The sequence below is a fragment of the Zavarzinella formosa DSM 19928 genome (genome assembly GCF_000255705.1).
GTDB lineage: Bacteria > Planctomycetota > Planctomycetia > Gemmatales > Gemmataceae > Zavarzinella > Zavarzinella formosa.
On the sequence record NZ_JH636441.1, the window covers coordinates 273,132 to 289,396 of the forward strand.

Here is a 16,265-nt window from a genome sequence, read left to right on the forward strand (position 1 = left end):
TTTGTTTAAGCCTTGGGTTGGTCGGGCGTGGGGGCGGGCGTCGCGGCCGGGGCGGGAGCGGGTTTCGGCGGGTCCGGCGGTTTCACCCACACCGGCAACGCCACCTTTTTGGATTCAAAAACGGCCGTCGGGTTCAAGGTCGCCTGTCCCCACGCCACATCCAGCGGGAGCGTGGCATAATCAACAACGCATCCATCCCGGCCGAAGCAACTCAAGTCGTGCGTCGAACCCATGAAGATGCAATCCACCGGGCACGGGTCCACGCACAGCGAACAGAACATGCACTTCGTGTAGTCGATCTTGAACCCATTGATGACAAATCCCTTGCCCGCCGGATTCTTGGCTTTGTCGATGTAAATGCAATCCACCGGGCATGCTTTGGCGCACTTATCGCACCCGATGCACGTTGTCAGATCGTAACGGTGGAAGCCACGATACCGGGGCCGAATGGGGATCGGCTTTTCCGGATATTCAAAGTGTTGGGTGAAGGGTTTGCGGCGAAAGGACTGGGCCATCGTCCAGAGCGTCACATACATGCCCGCGGCAATGGTGCTGATCGCCAGCCGCACATTTTGAAGCCAGTCCCGCATGGGCGATATCCCCCGGAGATTCCGACAAGTTAATCCTTATTGGCCGGGGGGTGGTTGTCAACGAACCGACGGAAGATGACACGGAGACAAGGTGACACGGAGACAAGGTGAAAAAATCACCGGAGTCAATTGCTCCGAAACTCGGGGCACTATCGGGTGGTTTTTTCACCTTGTCTCCGTGTCACCTTGTCTCCGTGTCATTTTCCAAACCATGCCACCTTCAAGCCGAGTCATCGCGCTAACCCTGTCGGTCATGCAACCGGGTCTTCACCCGGTTCAGCACATCGAGATGATCGAAAGCCAGCGGCGGGAGGTTATCCAAGCGGAACCAGCTCACCTCGGCGGCATCGTCTCCGGCTTTCGGGGTCAGCAATTGCGGCCACACGCGGGCCATGTAGACCACGCTGACCGTCCAGCCTCGCGGGTCGCGGTGGGGGTCGCCGAAGGTGTGGAGTTGTTCCAAATCTCCCTGTTCCAAGCCCGTTTCTTCCTTGAGTTCCCGGCGGGCCGCATCAATGAGCCGTTCGTTTTCATCCACAAATCCCCCCGGCAACGCCCAATGACCGGCATACGGCGAATTGAGCCGACGGATCAGAAGAACGCGGGGGATGATTTCCGTGGTGACGAGGGCAATATCCACGGTGACACTTGGCCGGGGATAGGCATACGTGTGGGAGCCGGTTTTTGAATCGCTCATGAGTCGGAGCCGGGGAGTTTTTTATTCAGAAGATGACGCAAAGCCTTTTCTAGCAAGGGGTACTGAAAATCATAGCCCAGTGCCTTGGCTTGCGAGGGAATTACCCGCTGCCCCTTCGTCGCCAACTCGGCCATTTCTCCCAGCAGAATCCGAAGTCCGATGGCGGGGGTGGGGAACCAAGAAGGCCGGCTCAATACCCCGCCGAGGGTTTTTCCGAACCCCCAATTCGTCAGCGGTTCCGGGGCGGTGCCGTTGATGGGACCGCTGGCCTCCGCATGATCGAGAGCGTGAAGGAATAACCCCGCCAAATCATCAACATGAATCCAACTCATCCATTGTCGGCCGCCGCCGACCGGCCCGCCGACGAACATCTTGAACGGCACAAGCAGTTTCGGCAACGCCCCGCCATCGGCGGCCAGTACCACCCCCACACGGATAATTGCCACCCGCACCCCAGCCAACCGGGCGGCTTCCGTGCTGCGTTCCCATTGCACACAGACATCCGCCAGAAAGCCACTGCCGGGCAGATCGGATTCGATGAATTCCGTCGCATTGGCGGTGAAACTGCCGTAATAGCCGATGGCCGAAGCGCTGATGAACGCTTTCGGCGAACCATCGGCCCGCATTGGTTGGCCGGCCAGTTTCTCGGCAATCAGAGAAGTGGAAAGAACGCGGGAATCAAGCACCCGTTTTTTGAATTCGGCCGTCCATCGCCCGGCCGCGATGGATTCCCCGGCCAAATGGATGACGCCATCACACGCCGGGATCTCATCGAGCCACGGCCCCTCTTGCGTCGGATCGCCAACGATCAGGGTTGCCCCCGGCGGCAGTTTCTCGCGGGCTTTTTCGGAACGCGAGAGCACCAACACGGCGTCTCCCCGCTTGGTCAGGCGGTTGACGACTTGTGTTCCGACCAGTCCCGTTCCGCCCGTCACCAGAATCCGCATGGGGGAAACCTCCTGCGATTATGGTAGGCAGGGGAACGGTCTTTCACCGGGGCAACTTATTTCCCCGAAAAATCGGCGGCAAACGACTTCGGCGAAAGTTCACTTCCGGTGGCGAACTTTGTCAGTTCCCGCCAGTCGAGGATACGGCCCGGTTCAAACACCTTCTTTTTCATGAACTCGCCCACCTTGGGTTCACTGACATACGTGACGGTGTTCGGGTTGGCTCCGGCATACACATCGCGGGCGACGGCATGGTGAACCTGCGAGGCGAAGAGTTGGCCCATCATGTAATTGTGGTAATACACCGGGGCGCTCACGATGTGAATTTTGCTCGCATAATCCGGGGCATTCCGGCCGGTGGGTCGTTTAATCGCTTGGTATTTTTCAACGAGATCCCACCAGAGCTTGTTCAAGTCCTGCTCCGGGTTTTCGTACATCGCCTTTTCGAAGCGAAGCATCACCTGACACCACCGTGAGAAGATCATCAATTGGTTCCGGCGAACCTTCTCGGCCGCCGATTCAAAGGCTTCGGGGTTCTCCACCTTCACGCCCATCTCGCCAAGCCACTTGCGGGACTTGCTGAATCGCTCAAACTGCATGGCCACTCCTTCGGTGGTCAGGATGTGCGATTCGCCCCGCAAAATGTACGGGATCGTCTTGGGGATGTTCTTGGAACTGTAAACGCTGTGCCCAAGTTCGTGGAGCATCGTACCCATCCAATATTCGTTCGGCACAATGTTCGCCAGCACCCGGACATCCCCTTCGCGGTCGATGTCCGTGCAGAAAGCGTGCGGGCTCTTGCCCTTCTTCTCATAGAGATCGCTGCGGGCGATCACGTCGTCGATGGGGAGGCCGATGCCTTTGTAAAAATCCTGGCAAAGTTTCAGGATGTCTGCCTTGGCGAACGGGGCATCAAGATTGGCGTCGAAGACGGCCGGGGATTCTTGGAAGAACGGATCGTGATAATGCCACGGCATCAGATCCGCGACAGCCACGCCGCTGTTCTTGGCCAGTAACGCATCAAATTCGGCTTTCGCCTTCAGGAATGGTTCCCGCGTCAGGGTGTCGAGTTCGTCAAACAGTTTGATGAGTTCTTCGCCGTTTTGTTCGTTGAGGAACAGTTGCATCGAGTGAAAGTTCTTGAAGCCGAGGGCCACGGCCGCTTTGTTGCGGAGCAGGACCAACTCTTGCAAATCCTTGGCAACATCGGCCCCGACACCCTTGCTGGCTTCCCACACGGCCTGGCGTCGTTTCGAGTCGGATGATTTCTTCAGCACTTCCCGAACCTGGCTGTCCGCAAGTTCCTTGCCATCAACCTTCGCCCGGTAGACGTTGAACTTCTGTTCAACGGCATTGGCCTTGGCCGTGATTTGCTTCAACAGATCCGGGTCGAGTTGCTTCTCCAAATACATCAGATACAGGACATTGATGCCACGGGCGACCACCTTGTCGTCGATTTCTCCCTTGTCCGCAGCTTCTTTGATCTTCTTCAATTTGGCGAAGGTCTCTTTGTTCGAGAGAGCGACATCAATCTGGTTTTGGATCTCTTCCTTGAGCTTGTAATCCTCGTCCCGGCCGCTGGTGTTGGCGGTCCACCAGGCAAGACCGGCTTTCACGTCCAGCGGACGCATCCGGGTTTCGTGGTCGGCGATGAATTTCTTCGCGTCGCCGGTGATTTCAGGGCTGGCGGTGGCAATGAGGGGCATGAGTAGAAACGCCGACAGGGATAAGCGGGAGCGTGTGATTACCATTTTGAGAAGTTCCTCTTCAGGTTGGCCATGAGCCATGAGCTATGAGCCGTGAGCCAGAAAGAAAAGAGCGAGAGAGGAGTTGAACAATAACTTGGTTGTCGTCCGGGTCGCGGCAAAACCGTCAAGTCGAGTAGACCCATTTGCCAAGCAGCAACGCGGGAGGCAACAACCCGACCAGCAACAATCCGGGTGTGCCGATGAAGACGCTCGCCAAAAGGGCATCCAACACCACCAAACCGAAGATTGACCGTTTCACCCCGGCCTGCACATTTCCGGGCGTGGGCTGACGAATGGCCGGAACGATTTTTGAACCGACCCAAAAGGCTCCGACGACCAACAGGTAAGGAAAAAGCACAGACGATGTGCCCGGCGGCACGCGCACGCCAACCGCCACGGCCAGCAACCCGGCCGCCAGCATCACGAACCCGGCCCGGCGAAGCGTCTTTGGCTCGCTCCGTTTCTCTTCCGTGCGGGCAAACCATGTCACGCCGACAATGTATAGCCCGATAGTCAGCGCCAGATGAACCCGCGTGACAAGAGGAACGGCTACGGTGTCCGCCAGGGAAACGCCCATCAACACATTGAGAAACCGGCAGGCCGCCATGCCGAGCGGCCCCCAAGGGGTTCGCTTGATCCGGGCGTCGTAGGCCAGAATGGCCAACACCAATCCACCGGCGTAGATGCCGGACACCGGACTCGCCCCGGCGGCCGCCCCGACACCCGCCAGCATGAGGACGAAGCCAATCAACGACGCGGTTCTGGTGGAGATCTTCCCGGAGGGAAGCGGCCGGCCGGGACGGGTGAGCCGGTCTTCCTCCAGATCGAACCAGTCGTTCCAAACCATCCCGGCCATGTAAAGGAGGCCGGAGGCAAGGACGAGCAACGCCGCCCGCCACGGGAAAGAATCATCGAGTGATTGGGGGGAAAGCCCGGCGGTGACACACAGGCCGAGGCCGATGTCCGCGAAGGCCGTGAAGACATTCGGGAGTCGAAGCAGCCGGGCCAGCGGAAGAATCTTCATAAGGTTTGGAAGAGTTTAGGGGGATTCGTGGACCCTGCCAAGATTGACCGGAGGAGTTGCCCGGTTCGGCCGGTTTTCCGGGTTGGGAATCGAACACCGGGTGATCGGGGATCGCTCAAGCAGGGAACAATTCTCGTTCGATTGACAGGCCTCCGTGAGCAATTATGGTGAAATGGCAACTGTGTTGGTCTGCCCGGTTGTTGATGAAAGGATTTGCGCCATGTCAACCATCCTCGCGTTCGTCGCCCTCGCTTCGTTTCCGAATATGCCCTATTGGGGAGATTTTCTGCATTTGGGTACCGGGCATGGTTCGGCCTCCCGGTCTTCGGGGTGCGGAAATTGGTACGGGGCTTCGCAATGCAACCCATTCCCCGGCCCTTGGGCGCCAAACGGGCCGCGACCACCGTTCGTCCCGCTGCCTCCGTGCGGTTATGTGGTCGTCGAGGCCGTTCCCGCGCGAGCGTTGCCGGACTTTCAGGCCCAAATTCGAGTAAGCCTTCCGGCCGATGCGACGCTGACGGTCAACGGCCAAACCGTGGCCGGTTCGGGGGCCTCTCGCTTGTTGACGACGCCCGTCCTCGCCGCCGGGCGGGAGCATCCGTATTCGCTGCGGGTTGAATACAAGGAAAACGGGACCAATCGGGTCATTGACCGGGAAGTCTCGGTTCGCGGGGGAACCGTGAGCCACGTCGATTTCGTCGAACTCCCGACGGTTCGCACCGTTTCGGCCAAGTAAGCGATTCACCTTCGCCGATAGGTCCAAACCTCGTCCCGGCCGGACGAGGTTTTTTCGTTTCCGGGCCAATCTTCATCTATTTCCCGGTTGAGCAAACCGGCCGGGGACGTGATACTGGGAGGGCAACCATTTTCTCCCCCAGGTGACTTCGATGATTCGTTGCTGTTTGTCGATGATGCTTCTTTCCGTGGCCGTTTCGATGGCCGACGAGCCGAAGCCAGTTGAAAAAACCAAGGTCGCGGCGAAAACCCTTTTCGACGGCAAGACCCTCGACGGCTGGAAGGCTTCCGATTTCTTCATGGCCGGAAAAGTGGCCGTGAAGGACGGCATGATCGTCTTCGAGAAGGGACACCGGATGACCGGCATCACCTACGGGAAGGACGACTTCCCGAAGACGAACTACGAGGTGACATTGGAAGGAAAGCGGATCGACGGCAACGACTTCTTCGCCACCACCACTTTCCCGGTCGGCGATTCGTATGTCTCGCTGGTGATGGGCGGATGGGGCGGTTCGACCGTGGGCATCTCCAGCATCAACGGGGCCGACGCCTCGGAGAACGGCACCAACCAGTCAATCGAGTTCAAGAAGGATCAATGGTACAAGATCCGTCTGCGGGTGACCGAGCAACGCATCCAGGCATGGCTCGACACGGAACAAGTCGTGGATTTGAACACCAAAAACCTGAAGCTCTCCATCCGGGTGGATTGTGAAGTGTCGAAGCCCTTCGGCATCTCCGCGTACAAAACAGTCGCCGGAGTGCGGGCCATCACCGTCCGGTCGCTGTCCGACGATGAAATCAAAGAGGCGAAGAACCCGCCGAAGGCGAAGGAGTAAACGAGCCTCGTCTGACGGAATTGACGATTGACCGGAGGAGACAACCATGAGCGTGAACACCACCGAAGACGCCGGGACAGACTTGGAGTTCCCGCTCTTGCGAGACGGCGACCGCCTGAAGGCCGACGAATTCCATCGTCGCTACGAGGCCATGCGGCACGTCAAGAACGCCAACCTCATCAACGGAGTCGTTCATATGTCTTCGCCGGTCTACTTGGATCAACATGGCGGCCCGCATTGGGACATGATCGCTTGGATGGGCATTTATTCGTTTGGATTGCGAGGCGTCCGGGGAGCGGACAACACCTCTTTGCGGATCGACGACGACAACGAACCCCAACCGGACGCCATGCTGTTGCTCGATCCCCATCTCGGCGGCGGGACATGGATGGAAGGCCGACATCTCCGGGGTTCCCCGGAATTGATCGTGGAAGTGGCGGCCAGTTCAGCCCGGTTGGACGCGGGCGAGAAACGGGAACTTTACCGGCAAATCGGCATCCGCGAATACATCTTGTGGCGAGTGCTGGACAACCGGATCGACTGGTGGGAACTGGTTGACGGAGTTTATCAACCACTCCCGTCGGACGAGGCCGGAGTGGTTCGTTCTCGTGTGTTTCCGGGACTATGGCTTGATGTTCCGGCGATGATCCAAGGGCGGCAAGACCGTGTGAAGACGACCTTGGAAGCGGGATTGGCCAGTCCGGAACACCTCTCTTTCGCCAGCCGCCTTCGCGGAAACTGATCGGCAATTCCCGTCCTCTTCCCGTGCATCCTCCTTCCCGACTTTCCGGTCTCTTTCATTCCAATCTGCCGATTCCGAGCTTTTCCCACGCATTCGTCGGCATTGGAACGGCGATTGCTTTGGTTGGGGGCATGACGACGCAGGCCCGTCTCTCTGTGGGGACATGTTGTCTCCTTGGGCCGCGTCGCTAAATCCAAGGAAAACAAAAAGTGAAAAAGCTCCTCATTCCCGTTGTGGCGTTCGCTCTGATCGGGGCCGTCGGTTGTGAAAAGGCCAGTTCCACCGCTCCGTCGAGCAATCCGAACAAGCCAAACGAAACCCGGAAACTGACCTTGGTAACCAAGGAAAGCCAATCGGTCACCCAAGACAAAACGGACGAAGTGACCGTCGGCGTCAACCGCGACAACTTCAAGGAACCGGTGATGATCGATGTGAAGGGATTGCCAAGCGGCGTCACCCTTGAAACCAAGGATCTGACGATCCCCGCCGACAAGTCCTCGCTCACCCTGACGCTCAAGGCCGCCCCGACCGCCACGCCGGTGAACGACCACCCGTTCCAGATTGTCGGGAAGTCCAAGGATATTCCCGAGGTCGTCAACACGGTGAAATTGACGGTCAAAGCCAAGTAAGTTGGCGGCATTCCCAGCCCGAACAACCACGTTGACTTCACCGAATTTTCGAGGAAGCCAACGTGGTTTTGCCTTGCGCCCAACCCTGAAAATCAACCCCCAAAACCCGTATCATGATCTTGTGGTCCACATGAGGCGAGGTTTCATGAGTGTTTTGTTGAGCGGTCAGGGGTTGACCCAGAGTTTCAGCCATCGCCCCTTGTTTGCCGACTTGTCAGTGGAACTCGATTCCGCAGATCGCATCGGGCTGATTGGCCCGAACGGGGCGGGCAAATCTACCCTCCTCCGGATCTTGACCGGGATCATGACCCCCGATGGCGGCCGCGTGACCACTCGGCGCAACGCCCGCATTGGCTATCTGGCCCAAGACGACAGTTTTGAACCCGGACTCTCGGTGTTTGAAGTCATCGTTGCCGCCCTTGCCAATGATCCCAATCTCGAAGATTACGAACGGGAAACGCAGGCCGCGATCACGCTCACGCAGGTCGGCTTCGAGGATTTTGACCAGCAGGCCAGCATTCTCTCTGGCGGTTGGCGAAAACGCCTCTCGCTGGCTCGGGAACTCGCCAAAAATCCCGAATTCCTGTTGATGGATGAACCGACTAACCATCTCGACCTGCCCGGCGTTTTGTGGCTCGAAAAGCTGCTGCGAGGGGCATCCTTCGGCTACTTGGCCGCCACCCACGACCGGGCGTTCCTCCGGGCCATCGCGGATGACATCATCGAAGTGAGCCGCGTCTATCCCAGCGGCGTCTTCCGGGCGGCGGGCGGGTACGATTCGTTTGCCGACAAACGGGACGCATTTCTGGATGCCCAGTCCCGGCAACAGGAGGCCGTCGCCAATCAGGTGCGCAAGGAAACGGAATGGCTGGGCCGCAAGGAATCAGCCCAACGCCGGAAATCCCGCTCCCGCATCGAAGAGGCCGCCGACCGACGGGCCGAACTCTCCGAACTCAAGTACCGCACCGCCGCCGCCGCGAGCGCGGGCATCGACTTCGTCGGCACCGGCCGGCAGACGAAAAAACTTCTCACCGCCTTGGGGATCAGCAAACAACTCGGCGACCGGACGCTGTTCACCAACTTGGATTTGCATCTCGCCCCCGGCATGCGGCTCGGCCTCCTCGGCGCCAACGGCAGCGGCAAAAGCACCCTGTTGAAAGTGTTAAGCGGCGTGCTGCCGCCAGACACAGGCGCTGTCACACGGGCCGAAGGCTTGCGGGCGGTCGTGTTCGAGCAAGGTCGTACCAACCTCGACCAGAACATGAAGCTTCGGCGGGCGTTAAGCCCCAACGGCGACACGGTGACCTACCGCGACCGTCCGTTGCATGTCGCGGCTTGGGCACAACGTTTCCTGTTCAAAGCCGAACAACTCGACCTTGATCTGAGCGCGCTCTCCGGGGGTGAACAGGCTCGGGTTCGCATCGCCCAATTGATGCTGCAACCGGCCGATCTGTTGCTGCTGGACGAACCGACGAACGACTTGGATATCCCGGCTCTTGAAGTGTTGGAAGAAAGCCTGTCCGAATTTCCGGGGGCAATCATCCTCGTGAGCCACGACCGTGATTTGATGGATCGGCTTTGCACGGAAGTCGTCGGGCTGGACGGCGAAGGCGGCTCGGCCGTGTTCGGTGATGTGAGCCAATGGCTGAATGCTCACTCCAAGGCGATGAACGACAAGAACAAACCCGTGCGCAAAGCTGCGGAACCAGTGCCCGCCCCGAAGGTGGCCGAAGTGACTCCTTCGCCCGCCGCGAAATCGAAGAAGTTATCCTTCAAGGAACAACAGGAACTAGAGGGGATGGAAGCCACCGTGCTGGCCGCCGAACAAAAAGCGGCCAAACTTCAAGAAGAAGTGAACGCCGCCACAACCGGCAGCCACACCCTGCTGGCCGAGGCCTGCAAAAACCTCGACGCGGCCCAGAAGACGGTGGAAAAACTGTACGCCCGCTGGCAGGAACTTGAGGCGAAACAGGGTTGAACAGTTCTGTTCACCCGGATGAACCCTCGCCGTGATTTCGTCGCATCCTCAAGGCAAACACCAAATACCGGCGTGGCCCGATGTCCCATCGCCACGGAGGAAGGGGTTCCAATGCGACGACTTGTGAACTCAACACCGGGTCCGAACGAAACAGTGAAACGAGGACTGACGGATTGACCCCGTGAAAGAAATTGCGTTCCCGGATCAGTCTGTCCAGAACGCCCGGCAATTCTGTTTCGGGGACATTATCGAGACCGAGAAACGACACGGTGGAAACCACATCGGTAATCAACACGCCGACGCCCCCCGGTGCAATGAGGCGGGACAGCAATCGAAGATGGCCCGCCCGGACGGCCTGCATCAATTCCACAAATCGCGGGTGTCGTTCGCCGACCGCCCTCACGACGGAATCAATCAACTGGCTGAGCAGACACGTCGAAGCCACGACATCAAACGGACCGGGCAACACCTCTTCAATTTGCCGGGCGGGTTCCTCCGTGCAATCAGTCAAGTCAGAATCTTGGATCATCGCGTGAGGCGTCCACAAGGCAAGTTTGTCAAGCATGCCGGTCACATCAATGCCACCGTGGCATCGAACGGTGGCATTGTCGGCGAGTCCCTGTTTGGCGATTCCATCTTGAAGGGCTTCTCCGTCCAGATCAACGAGATGTATCTCTCCATGAGCCGCCAGAAGTTCGCCCAAGTTCAGATCGTTGCAATTACCCGCTCCGAGAACGCATAGCCGGGATGATCCGGGTGTCGAATCGGCGGCAAGCAATCCCGTGACCTTCTCTCGGTGCGAGCCGAATATATTCCAGCGGTCCCGGCTCGTTTTGTTGTGATCGAACTGAATTTTCTGAAGCGGGTTCATCCCGGCGGTTCCTTCGCAAGCGGGGCATGGGAGCGATTCCCTGTTGGATTCTTCCCGGATTCGCCATTCCGTCAAGTGATTTCCGCACACGGATTTTTTGATGGAATCAGGAACCGGCCCGGAGTACAGTCCGTTTTTCGTTGTGGCCGCTCGCCGTCGAGGTCAGATCCATGCGCCTGCTCTCCCTCGGAATCTTGGCGGCAACCCTCATTCTCATGCCGGTTTTCCAGTCATCGGCGATTGCGCAGGGGGCAAATCCGCTCGAAGCCATCTTCCGCGAATTCGCCGACCAGCATTGCGTCAGTTGCCACGGGCCGGATGTCCAGCGGGGGCGCCTGCGACTAGACAAACTGCCGGTCGTCTTCACCGACAAGGACACGGCTGCGACTTGGACAAAAGTGCTTGATCGTGTCTCGCGGGGAGAGATGCCGCCGAAGGATAAAAACCGCCCGCCCGAAAAAGAAACGCAGGCATTGCTCGCCGATTTGAGGAAACAACTCCACGACGCCTCGCTCGCCCGGCAAAGATCGGAAGGGCGGGTCACACTGCGGCGGTTGAACCGGACGGAATACGAAACCACTCTCCGCGACTTGTTGGGCACATCCGCCGAGTTGCGGGAAATCCTTCCCGACGACAATGTGGCGGCCGGGTTCGACAACGTCAGCGCCGTGCTGGACGTGTCTTCCACTCATCTTCTCCGTTACCAAGATGCGGCCGAAAAAGCCCTGCAAACCGTCATCCCCAACCGGCCGAAAGCCTCGTTTTCGGAGCGGCGCACGGGGAAACAAATCACCGAGAAAATGCCTACTTTCAAGGAATTGCTCAACAAGGCCGTGCGGCTCGACGGCGACACGCTCCTGATGTACGTCCGGCCGTGGGGGCATGTGCCCTGTGCGTCGGCCCCCGTCCCGGTCGCCGGGAAATACCGGGTGCGGGCGTCCATTTACTCCGTGGGGACCGATGGAAAATCCCTGCCGGTGATGCTCTCTTGCCGGGATGCCTACGGCCGCGAGGACAACGATGTCCGTGATGTCCGAGATGTGGCCGCCGGAAAGCCGACCATCATCGAAGGCGAGTTCGAGATGAAAGCCCGGCAGATCATCGTTTTCACCGGTTGGTCGCTGCCGGGATTGCGGGAGGCGGGACAACTCGTCAAGAAAGAACCGCTGGATAAATACGCCGGGCCGGGGTTGGCCGTGGAGTGGATCGAAATTGAAGGCCCGACCGATCCGTGGCCGGGCGTCGGTTACGACCGGCTTTTCGGCGGCGTGCCGCTATTGCCGGCTTCCATCGCCAAAGTCGTCGCCGAGGGCAAGCCCGCCCCGCCGGTCCCCGCCAAACGGCCGGATGGTTGGTGGACCTATGATCCGCTCGTTCCGGCCCCTGCGAAACCCCGCGAGGAAGCCGACCGGCTGATGCGGGCGTTCTTGCCGCTGGCTTTCCGGCGGCCCGTGAGTGTCGAACTGCAAGACTACTACGTGAAGATGGTTCACTCGGCCCTCGACAAGAAAACAACGTTCGCGGAGGCGATGCTCCTTGGCTATAAGGCCGCTCTTTGTTCGCCGCATTTCCTGTTTCTCACCGAGACAGTCGATCCCGCCCGCAAGGAACGGGCGACGGCGCTGGATGATTACGCCATCGCTTCCCGCTTGTCGTATTTTCTGTGGTCGAGCATGCCGGACGCCGAATTGGCCCGATTGGCGGACAAGGGGGAATTGACGAAACCGGAAACCCTGCGGGCACAAACGGAGCGAATGCTGAACGACCCGAAAGCCGCCCGGTTCACGGCGAATTTCGCCGGGCAATGGCTCGACCTGCGGAACATCAACGCCACGTCACCAGACCCGCAAATCTACGGTGAATTCGACGATTTTCTGTTCTGGTCCATGCCCCGTGAAACGCAACTCTTCTTTGAGGAAATCCTGCGGGCCGACCTCCCGGTGACGAACTTCGTCCATTCGGACTGGACCTTCCTGAACCAACGGCTCGCCGGACATTACGGCATTCCCGGCGTGATCGGCGGCGAGATGCGCAAGGTAAAACTTCCCGCCGACAGCCATCGCGGCGGCGTGATGACCCAAGCCGCCGTCTTGAAGGTGACGGCCGATGGCACGCGGACTTCCCCCGTGCTTCGCGGCAAATGGGTGCTGGACCGAATCCTCGGCCAACCCCCGGCCCCGCCGCCGCCGGACATCCCTTCGATTGAACCCGACATTCGCGGGGCGACGACGATCCGCCAGCAACTCGACAAGCACCGCAACACGGCCGCGTGCGCATCCTGTCACAAGCACATCGACCCGCCGGGATTTGCCTTGGAATCCTTCGACGTGATCGGCGGCTGGCGGGACTTCTACCGGGGAACGCGCGGCAAACCCGTGGATCTCGCCAATTATCCGACACGGAAGATCTTCCGCGGCCTCGACGTGGAGAAAGGGGGCGTGACCCCGGACGGCAAACCGTTCACGGACATCGACGATTACCGGCAATTATTGCTCGCCGACAAGGACCAACTGGCCCGCAATCTTGCCCAGAAACTGGTCATCTTCGGAACCGGCGCCGACATCCAATTCGCCGACCGCGAGGTGATCGAACAATTGGTGGCCAAATCGCGGGAGAAGAATTTCGGCCTTCGCTCGCTATTGCATGATGTCGTCCAAAGCCGCATGTTTTTGAACAAGTGAAGCCTGAAGCAGAAGAGGTTTGGCCATGTCGACGCCAGTTCTGAACCGCCGGACGTTTCTCCGCTCCTCCGGTGTCTGCATCGGGCTGCCGTTACTCGATGCCATGTTCCCCCTCGGGTTGGGAGCCGAGAAGAAAGCCGACGCATTGCGGGCCAGACGGATGCTCCTCATCGGCCGACCGCTTGGGTTGCACACGCCGTTTCTATTTCCGCAGAAGGCCGGGAAGGATTACGAGGTTACCCGTTACCTGAAACCGCTCCAAGACCACCGCCAAGATTTCACCGTTTTTTCCGGCATGTCCCACCGGGGATACAACGCCGGGCACGGCACCGAAGTCGCCCTGCTCACCGGGATACCTCCGGAGGGAATGCGTCAGGGGGATGTTCGCAACACCATTTCGCTCGATCAAGAAGTGGCTTCACGATTGGGCGGGGAGACGCGCTTCGCCTCCCTGCAACTCGGCGGTGGCGATCTCTCGTGGAACCGCAAGGGGGTCAAGCTCCCCTCACAGTCGCAGGCGACGAAGGCATTCGCCCAAATGTTCGTCGATGGAACCCCGGCGGCGGTCGCCAAAGAAATTCAACGAATTCAAACAGGCCAAAGCATTCTCGATGGCATGCGCGAGCAGGCCAATTCGTTGACGAAAACTCTCGGCCCGGCCGACCGGCAACGGCTCGATCTGATGCTCACTTCCATCCGCGAGGCCGAGCAACGACTGCAACAGGATCAGGCGTGGGTGAGAAAGCCCAAGCCGAAGGTCGATGTGAAACCATTCACCGACGATCACATGACCGATCAAAAAATGCTGGAACGCGAGCGGCAATGGTACGACCTTGTTCATCTCGCCTTGCAAACCGATTCAACGCGAGTCATCGCCCTGCACCTGTGGTCGCACACGGAACGACTCGATCTCCCCGGCGTCGGCCTCACCCACCACGACGCCTCGCACCACGGGCAGGACGACGCCAAGATCCGTCAACTGGCCGTGATCGAGGAGGCCGAGATGAAGCTGTTCGCCGACTTCCTTGGCAAGATGAAAGCCACCGACGACGGCGGCATCTCCCTGCTCGACCGGACGGTCGTGTTCCACGCCAGCAACTTGGGCAACGCCTCGGCTCACACCTGCGACAACCTGCCCATCCTCCTCGCCGGCGGCGGCTTCAAACACGCCGGCCATGTGGCCTTCGACCGCAAGGACAACAAGCCCCTCTCTAATCTGTTCGTCCGGATGCTCCACCAAGTCGGCATCGAATCCGACCGCTTCGGCAGCAGCACCGGTGTTTTGTCCGAGGTGTGATGCGGGTCAGGCGGTTTTTGCAAGCCGGGCAACACGCGACAGCGCTTGCGAGACCATCTGTGTTCACGGTAACCCGCTGCGGAATTTGATCGCCTGACACCAGTTCACCCGAATGTCGAAACGGCCGACTCACTTCTCCTCGTCCAACTTCAAAAACCTCGCTTTGGCGGGGTCGTTCTTCCAGTTGAATTTCTTGGCAAACTCGGCGGGGGTAAACGTCTGGTTGCTGCCATCTTCGGGTTGGGCGACGTAAACGATGTGTTTGTCGATGTTCTCGCTGCCGTGATAGTGGCCTTCGGGGCCAATGACGATGTTTGACTCTTTTGCCCCCGCATTCTCAATTACAGGGATAAATGTTCCGAGGCGGCGTTTGGTTTGGAAATCATAGTCACTCGAATGGGTGTGGCGGGCGTCCTCTCAAAGCATCTGCCGCAACAACATTGTCGACTCGTTGTCCGCCACACCCATTCGAGAACCACTGGCGTACTCTTTCTAACCAAGTTATTGCTTCGTCGGATTGATGGCGCCGCCGTCCCAGTCAATGTGACATTTCGGCAGCGCCGCGGCGAGTTTCCTCACGCCCGCTTCCGTTACTTTGGTTGCACGAAGATCCACTGCCATCAGGCTCTTGCACTTGGCAACATGCTCCAGTCCCGCGTCGGTGAAATTCTCATGACCCCATTGCAGAGTCAGCCACTCCAAGTTCGGAAACAGATCGAGTACCGCCAACCCGGAGTCGTTGATCTTGCATTCGCCCAGGTTGATGCCTTTCAAATCGGAATGCTTCGTGGCAACCATTTTCAGCCCGGCGTTCGTCACGGACGTGGTTTGCATCGTCACCCATTTTCCGCCGTACAGTGTGATCAGGTCTTCAATGGCGGCATCGGTGATGTGATTGCCGCAGCCAAAATGGACCATATACAATTTGGAGAGCTTCCCTTCTCGTTTTGCCTCCGCTAGTTTGGCGATTCCCTTCTCCGTGACCGGCGAGTGCCGTATCCAAAGACCCCATAAATTTTTGAAATCAGCAATATCATCAACTGCCTCGTCTGTGACCGGAGTGATGGACACCACCAAGTTGCCTATCGATGAATGTTTCAGGTATTTAAACCCTTTGCCGTTGATCTGCTGACAATCACTCACATGAAGGATGTCAAGTCCGGGTAGATTCGCCAATGAACGAAATGCTTCATCAGTGATTTTGGTGTGATTGGCGCGGAGTTCCCTGATTCCTTTCGCCCAAGGTTGTGTCACCAATTCGGCAATTCCATCATCCTTGATATCTGAGCTACTGAGATCGACGAAGTTGATGGGTTGCAAATCCTTCAGTTGATGCAGGTTTTCCACCGTGAGGCCGAGTACGCCGTGGAAACGGATTGCCTTGATCGGCAACTTCATTTTCAAGCATTCTTTCAAATCCGCATCGACCTGTTTCGTTCCATCCCTAAGAGCCTCTAACTTTATGAGATAGTGCGGCACAGCGTTCGCAG

General features: G+C 58.6%; 14 protein-coding genes. 7 read left to right on the plus strand and 7 right to left on the minus strand.

The window, feature by feature from the left end; translation table 11 throughout:
- Positions 1–5 precede the first annotated feature (5 nt).
- The 5 genes from BGIM_RS0117560 to BGIM_RS0117580 all read right to left on the minus strand — a co-directional run bounded on the left by BGIM_RS0117560 (position 6) and on the right by BGIM_RS0117580 (position 5,006).
- On the minus strand, positions 6–590 hold the full coding sequence (locus tag BGIM_RS0117560; protein WP_020471046.1) for a 4Fe-4S binding protein: 585 nt from the start codon (positions 588–590) through the stop codon (positions 6–8).
- A 238-nt stretch (positions 591–828) separates the two neighbouring features.
- Positions 829–1,287 (minus strand): NUDIX domain-containing protein, encoded by a 459-nt coding sequence (locus BGIM_RS0117565; protein ID WP_020471047.1) that lies wholly within the window; start codon positions 1,285–1,287, stop codon positions 829–831.
- On the minus strand, positions 1,284–2,234 hold the full coding sequence (locus BGIM_RS0117570; RefSeq protein WP_020471048.1) for a TIGR01777 family oxidoreductase: 951 nt from the start codon (positions 2,232–2,234) through the stop codon (positions 1,284–1,286). The genes BGIM_RS0117565 and BGIM_RS0117570 overlap by 4 nt, the downstream gene beginning before the upstream one ends.
- A 56-nt stretch (positions 2,235–2,290) precedes the next feature.
- Complete coding sequence (locus BGIM_RS0117575; protein WP_020471049.1) at positions 2,291–3,940, minus strand: M2 family metallopeptidase; 1,650 nt, start codon at positions 3,938–3,940, stop codon at positions 2,291–2,293.
- Positions 3,941–4,106: 166 nt separating this feature from the next.
- Positions 4,107–5,006, minus strand: a complete 900-nt coding sequence (locus tag BGIM_RS0117580) for a UbiA family prenyltransferase (protein ID WP_020471050.1) — start codon at positions 5,004–5,006, stop codon at positions 4,107–4,109.
- 220 nt (positions 5,007–5,226) lie between these two features.
- On the opposite strand from BGIM_RS0117580, the gene BGIM_RS0117590 reads away from it, so the two are divergent.
- From BGIM_RS0117590 to BGIM_RS0117610, 5 genes are all read left to right on the plus strand, one after another.
- A complete protein-coding gene (locus tag BGIM_RS0117590) occupies positions 5,227–5,742 on the plus strand; it encodes a TIGR03000 domain-containing protein (protein ID WP_020471052.1) in 516 nt (171 codons plus the stop codon).
- A 151-nt stretch (positions 5,743–5,893) separates the two neighbouring features.
- Positions 5,894–6,577 (plus strand): 3-keto-disaccharide hydrolase, encoded by a 684-nt coding sequence (locus BGIM_RS51005; RefSeq protein ID WP_020471053.1) that lies wholly within the window; start codon positions 5,894–5,896, stop codon positions 6,575–6,577.
- A 46-nt stretch (positions 6,578–6,623) separates the two neighbouring features.
- Entirely contained in the window at positions 6,624–7,319 is a 696-nt protein-coding gene (locus BGIM_RS0117600) for a Uma2 family endonuclease (RefSeq protein ID WP_020471054.1), read from the plus strand.
- Positions 7,320–7,528: 209 nt separating this feature from the next.
- Positions 7,529–7,948 carry a hypothetical protein gene (locus BGIM_RS0117605; protein WP_020471055.1) on the plus strand — a complete coding sequence of 140 codons (420 nt, stop codon included), beginning with the start codon at positions 7,529–7,531 and terminating at the stop codon, positions 7,946–7,948.
- A gap of 145 nt (positions 7,949–8,093) precedes the next feature.
- On the plus strand, positions 8,094–9,926 hold the full coding sequence (locus BGIM_RS0117610; RefSeq protein ID WP_020471056.1) for an ABC-F family ATP-binding cassette domain-containing protein: 1,833 nt from the start codon (positions 8,094–8,096) through the stop codon (positions 9,924–9,926).
- Positions 9,927–9,936: 10 nt separating this feature from the next.
- Here the strand turns inward: BGIM_RS0117610 and BGIM_RS0117615 are convergent, their stop codons facing one another.
- Positions 9,937–10,797 carry a hypothetical protein gene (locus BGIM_RS0117615; RefSeq protein WP_040889627.1) on the minus strand — a complete coding sequence of 287 codons (861 nt, stop codon included), beginning with the start codon at positions 10,795–10,797 and terminating at the stop codon, positions 9,937–9,939.
- 170 nt (positions 10,798–10,967) lie between these two features.
- On the opposite strand from BGIM_RS0117615, the gene BGIM_RS0117620 reads away from it, so the two are divergent.
- Both BGIM_RS0117620 and BGIM_RS0117625 read left to right on the plus strand, forming a co-directional pair.
- Positions 10,968–13,478, plus strand: coding sequence for a DUF1592 domain-containing protein (locus tag BGIM_RS0117620; protein ID WP_020471058.1), 2,511 nt, complete (start codon positions 10,968–10,970; stop codon positions 13,476–13,478).
- A gap of 25 nt (positions 13,479–13,503) precedes the next feature.
- A complete protein-coding gene (locus tag BGIM_RS0117625; RefSeq protein WP_020471059.1) occupies positions 13,504–14,775 on the plus strand; it encodes a DUF1552 domain-containing protein in 1,272 nt (423 codons plus the stop codon).
- Positions 14,776–15,276: 501 nt separating this feature from the next.
- Here the strand turns inward: BGIM_RS0117625 and BGIM_RS57730 are convergent.
- A partial coding sequence (locus tag BGIM_RS57730) for a hypothetical protein (protein ID WP_390566721.1) occupies positions 15,277–16,265 on the minus strand: 989 nt, incomplete at its 5' end.